Genomic DNA, 5294 nt, shown 5'->3' on the forward strand with positions numbered 1-5294 from the left:
GCAGCGGCAGGCGCGGCCGCTGCCGGAGCAGTCGGGGCCGCACCAGGCGCGGCCATTCCCGACATGCCCTGCATGCCGCTCATCGCTGCCGGCTGGGCCGGTGCCGCGGCGGGTGCCGGCGCCGAGAGCGCCGCGTACTCGTCCAGCGTCAACGACTTGCCGCCCTTGATAATCGCCAGCGGCGTGATCTTGCCGTCTTTCAATGTGAAGATCGTCATCTCGGCGTCCTTGCGGTCACCCTTCTCGTCGAACTTGATGTTGCCGCTGGCGCCGTTGTAGTCGCTCGCCGCCAGCGCCGGCAGGTATTTGGCCGGATCGGGTGAATCGGCCTTCTTCATCGCCGCAATCAGCAGGTTGGCCGCGTCATAGGTGAAGGGCGAGTAAAGAATCGGTTCGACGTTGAACTTGGCCTTGTAGGCGTCGAGGAACTTCTTGCCTGCGGCCTGGACCGGGATGCCGGCCTGGGAGCAGATCAGACCCTCGGCTGCCGCTCCGGCGAGTTCCGCCATCTTGTCGGTACAGGCGCCGTCGCCGAAGGAGAACACCGCCGTCATCTTGAGCTCGCGAGCCTGCTTCAGCAGCGGGCCGGCGGTGGCATCCATGCCGCCGTAGAACACGGCATCGGGTTTCTTGCCCTTGACCTTGGTCAGCACGGCCTTCCAGTCGACGGTCTTGTCGGTGCCCTTTTCGCGCGGAAGGACCTTGATGCCGGCGGCCTTGAGGGTCTTCTCGACCTCGTTGGCGAGGCCTTCGCCGTAGGCGGTGGCATCATCGATCACGGCGACGGTCTTCAGCTTGTTGGCGCCGGCGATGTAATTGGCGACGGCCGGGCCCTGCTGGTCGTCGCGGCCGACGACGCGGAACACGCCCTTGAAGCCCTGCTCGGTCAGCGCCGGGTTGGTCGCGGAGCCCGAGATCATCGGCAGGTTGGCGCCGTTGTAGATCGCCGAAGCGGGGATGGTGGTGCCGGAATTCAAGTGGCCGACCACGCCGGCGACCTTGGCGTCGACCAGCTTCTGCGCCACGGTGTTGCCGACTTTGGGATCCGCCTGGTCGTCTTCCGAGACCAGTTCGAATTTCACGTCGCGGCCACCGAGCTTGATCTTCGCCGCATTGGCTTCGTCGACCGCGAGACGCGCGCCGTTTTCGTTGTCCTTGCCCAGGTGGGCAATGCCGCCGGTGAGCGGGGCGACGCTGCCGATCTTGACCGACAGGGGCGGCGGCGGGGGGGGCGGCGCGGCCGGCGGGGGAGGGGGCGGCTCTTCCTTGCCGCAGCCGATCAAGGCGAGTGCGGCGATCACGGAAAGCGAGAGGACTTTGGCGGGCACATTCATGGCGACACTCCGTTCAAATCGGTGAAGGGGGATGCAAGGGGCGAATGATATGTCAGGCGGACGGATTCTTGTCATCCGCACACGACTTGTCAACGCAGCCGGATCGTCGATCCCGTGCAAAGAAAAGGCCGGGCCCGCGATCGGCGGGGCCGGCCTGTTTCGGACCTGCGGCGGGAATTACTTGGCGCCGGCGAGAACCCACTTGACCAATGTCTTCAGGTCCTCGTCCTTGACGGCGGCGTTCGGCGGCATCGGGATCTGGCCCCAGACGCCCTTGCCGCCCTTCCTGACCTTGTCGGCCAGCATGGCCTCGTCGCTGGCCTTGTACTTCTTGGCGACGTCCTGATAGGAGGGGCCGACCAGTTTCTTGTCGACGGCGTGGCAGGCCATGCAACCGCTCTTGGTGGCCAGATCCTTGTTGGCGAAGGCCGGGGCAGAGACCATCAGGCCGCCGGCGACGAGGGTGGAGATCAATGCATATTTCATACTCGGTTCCTTGTCAAATGTGAAGAGTCGTTGTGTGCCGAAAAAAGCCAAATCGTGGTTTCGGTGCTGGCCATTGCCGGAAACGTCGGCATCGAATGCAATGGCCGGAACCGAAATCGCAGCGCAGCCTACCCGGACACGTTCCCGCTGTAAATGGGTCAGATCAATTTATCAGCTGGTCCAGGTCGGCGATCGGTGCTGAGCAACTAACGCCGCTGCAGACCCAGGCGTTGACATGATCGCTTTCCGCTTTGGCCAGGCCGGCGGGCAAGCCGCGCGTTCCATTGGGGAGCGCCAGTACCAGGCGTCCAGGCGCCGCGCCGAGGGCCCGTTGCCAGGTGCGAACCTCAACCGGCGGTCCGCGCAGGATGACGTTTGCCGGTGGCTGCAGCGCTTCTTCGAGTGCGCGCAGCAGGCCGCCAAAACCATTCGGTGAGTGTTGGATTTGCGGCCAGTAAAGGCGCAGAGCCCTTTCCGCCGCGTCGATGTAGCGTGATTCGCCGAGCAGGTGACCGAGGCGTTGCAGGGCGAAGGCCGCAACGCCGTTGCCGGCGGGCGTGGCGTTGTCGTGGCCGATCTTTGCGCGATGAATCAGGGTTTCATGGTCGTGGGCGGTGAAGTAGAACCCGCCGGCATCGGGATCTTCGAAGTGCGACAGCAGTATGTCGGCCAGCTCGATGGCAAAGCCCAGGTCTGTCGCATGGAATTCGGCCTGCATCAGTTCGAGCAGGGCCGCGAGCAGGAAGGCGTGATCATCGAGGTAGGCGTCCAGATGGGCCCGGCCGTCGCGGGCGGTGGCCAGCAACCGGCCGTCCCGCCACAGCGTGGTGCGGACATATTGCAGCGCACGGCGCGCCGAAGCCAGCCAGTCGTCTCGGTCGAATACCCGCGAGGCGTGCGCCATTCCTTCGATCATCAGGGCGTTCCAACTTGCCAGAATCTTGTCGTCGCGGCCGGGGCGGATACGTTGCTCGCGCGCCGCGAACAGCTTTTGCCTTGCCGAATCGAGCAGAGACTGTTCTTCCGGTTGCAGGTCGCCGGCGATCTTCGCGTGCCAATGGCGATTCTCGAAATTCGGCGGGCCGTCGAAGCCCCAGCGCCGTGCCGCCAGCGCCGACTCTTGCGAAGTCAGGATGCGCGCCAGGTCGGCGCGGTCCCACACGTAGAACTTGCCTTCCTCGCCCTCGGAATCGGCGTCGAGCGAAGAGCAATAGCCGCCGTCGGCGGTCTGCATTTCGCGCATCACCCAACCCGCGGTTTCGTCTGCGACGCGGGCAAAGAGCGGATCGCCGTCGCGCGCCCAGGCGTCGGCGCACAGCCCCAATAGCGGCCCGTTGTCGTAAAGCATCTTTTCAAAGTGCGGGATTTCCCATCGCTCGTCGACGCTGTAGCGGCAGAAACCGCCGCCGATCTGGTCGTAGATGCCGCCTTCGCACATGCGCGCCAGCGTCGTCAGCGCCATACGCCGCGCATCCACATCGGCGCGACGCAACAGGAAGGCCAGGTCGGTCGGGTGGGGAAATTTCGGCGCACCGCCAAAACCACCGTGGCGGCTGTCGAACGCCCGCGCCAGGGACGCTTCGGCTGCGGCCAGCGGCGCGTTGTCGAAGCGCAGCGCGCCCGCCGCCGGTTCGGGGTCGGTCGCGCCAAGAGCCTGGCGCAGTTCCACGGCCTGCGCCGCGATGTCCTCGCGACGTTCGGCGTAGGCGGCGGCCACGCGCGCGCAGATGTCTGCGAAGCCGGGCAGGCCGTAGCGGGGTTCCTTGGGGAAATAGGTTCCGCCGAAGAACGGTGTGCCATCCGGGGCGAGGAACATCGTCAGCGGCCAGCCGCCATTGCGCTGCGTCAGCAGGTGGTGCGCGCTCTGGTAGATCTGGTCGAGGTCCGGGCGTTCTTCCCGGTCGACCTTGATATTCACGAAGAGGCGGTTCATGACCGCCGCCACGTCGGCGTCCTCGAAGGACTCGTGCGCCATCACGTGGCACCAGTGGCAGGCCGAATACCCTATGGAAAGCAGGATCGGTCGGTCAGCGGACCGCGCCGACGAAAGCGATTGTTCGTCCCAGGGCTGCCAGTGCACGGGATTGTCGGCGTGCTGCAACAAATAGGGCGACGTTTCGGCGGCAAGCCGGTTACTGAGTGGGGGCGCCATGACGGACTCCTGTCGGAGTCGAAATTATACTGGACAAAAACAGTCGGGTATGTCTGCCTGGGTGATGCTGGCGCTCAGATCCCCATTTTTTCGAAGATCTTGTCGAGCTTTTCCTGCAAGGTCGCGGCGGTAAAGGGTTTCGCGATGCAGCTCGTCGCGCCGGCGCGGACGGCGGTGGCGATGCTTTCCTTTTTGGCGTCGGTGGTGATCATCAGGAAGGGCAGGGCTTTCAGCTCGGCGTCCTCGCGCATTGTCTGCAGCAGGGTCAGCCCGTCCATGTTGGGCATGTTCCAGTCGGAAACAACAAACTCGAAGCCGCCACCACGAAGCTTGCTCAACGCCGCGGCACCGTCCTCCGCCTCGTCGACATTGGTGAAGCCGAGTTCCTTGAGCAGGTTGCGGACGATGCGGCGCATGGTGGAAAAGTCGTCGACCACGAGAAACTTGAGTGCGGTGCGATCGGTGATGGATTCGGTCGGCAGTGCCATGACCGGCACTATGCCTGACGCCATAGCGACCCAAAACCGGGAATACGGGAGGGAACTGCCTAGCTATCTCCGAGCAAACCCTGCCACCAGCGCTTGCGGTTTTCGGGCGCAGCGCGGGTGGCGAGGTTTCCGTCTGGCGGCAGGCGGCTCATGATCCAGCCCGGCGGATGCGGCGTTTTCGACGAGCCGCAGGAGGAGCCGAGGTTGTTCGGGTCGTAGATTTTGATCAGGCTGGGGTTTTCGAGGTCGTCGGCGTAGACGATGCCGCAATAGGATTCGTGGTGTTCCGCCCGCAACAGTGCATCGATGCGGTCGATGAAGGCGCTGACATCCGCGGCAGCGGCCGGCGCCATCCCCGCAGTCGGCGCCGGCGACACGCCGACCGCGACGAGATACCAGCCGGCGGCGGGGTCGATGCGCTGCCAGAGCGCCGTCAGCTGGTCCCAGGCCAGCACCGACCAGAGGCGGCCGGTGTAAAGGCGCTGGAATTCCGTCACTATTTCTTTGCCGCCATGGTGTAGCTGCCGTCGGCATTGAACTTGACGTCGGCATCGAGGAAGGAGGCCTGGACCTTGCCGCCGAGCAGCTTGACGGTGTCGTAGGCCTCGCCCGAGCGCGCGCCGGTGCCGCAGACAAAGACCACCGGCTTGTCGGTCGGCAGCGTGGCGATCTTCTTTTCCAGCTCGTTCATCGGGATGTTCACCGAACCCTTGATCATGCCGGAAGCCACTTCCTTCGCGTCACGTACATCGACCAGCATCACCGAGCCCGGGCTGGCCTTCCACACGGCCTGGAAGGAGTCGACCGTGACCGAGCCCTTTTCCTTGCCGGGCA

General features: G+C 64.8%; 6 protein-coding genes. All 6 read right to left on the minus strand.

Annotated features, from left to right (window positions below):
- On the minus strand, nt 1-1334 hold a 1334-nt coding region (locus tag J0M27_RS21070; protein WP_294996607.1), incomplete at its 3' end, for a branched-chain amino acid ABC transporter substrate-binding protein.
- Nucleotides 1335-1511: 177 nt separating this feature from the next.
- Nucleotides 1512-1820, minus strand: a complete 309-nt coding sequence (locus tag J0M27_RS21075; protein WP_294996610.1) for a c-type cytochrome — start codon at nt 1818-1820, stop codon at nt 1512-1514.
- Between the two features lie 163 nt (nt 1821-1983).
- A complete protein-coding gene (locus J0M27_RS21080) occupies nt 1984-3972 on the minus strand; it encodes a thioredoxin domain-containing protein (RefSeq protein WP_294996613.1) in 1989 nt (662 codons plus the stop codon).
- Between the two features lie 74 nt (nt 3973-4046).
- Nucleotides 4047-4460, minus strand: coding sequence for a chemotaxis response regulator CheY (gene cheY / locus J0M27_RS21085; protein ID WP_294996616.1), 414 nt, complete (start codon nt 4458-4460; stop codon nt 4047-4049).
- Nucleotides 4461-4519: 59 nt separating this feature from the next.
- Nucleotides 4520-4957 carry a hypothetical protein gene (locus tag J0M27_RS21090; RefSeq protein ID WP_294996619.1) on the minus strand — a complete coding sequence of 146 codons (438 nt, stop codon included), beginning with the start codon at nt 4955-4957 and terminating at the stop codon, nt 4520-4522.
- Nucleotides 4957-5294: rhodanese-like domain-containing protein (locus tag J0M27_RS21095; protein ID WP_294996622.1), on the minus strand; the 338-nt coding region annotated here is incomplete at its 5' end. The genes J0M27_RS21090 and J0M27_RS21095, both read right to left, overlap by 1 nt.

The sequence above is a fragment of the Sulfuritalea sp. genome (assembly GCF_017302275.1).
Lineage (GTDB): Bacteria > Pseudomonadota > Gammaproteobacteria > Burkholderiales > Rhodocyclaceae > Sulfuritalea.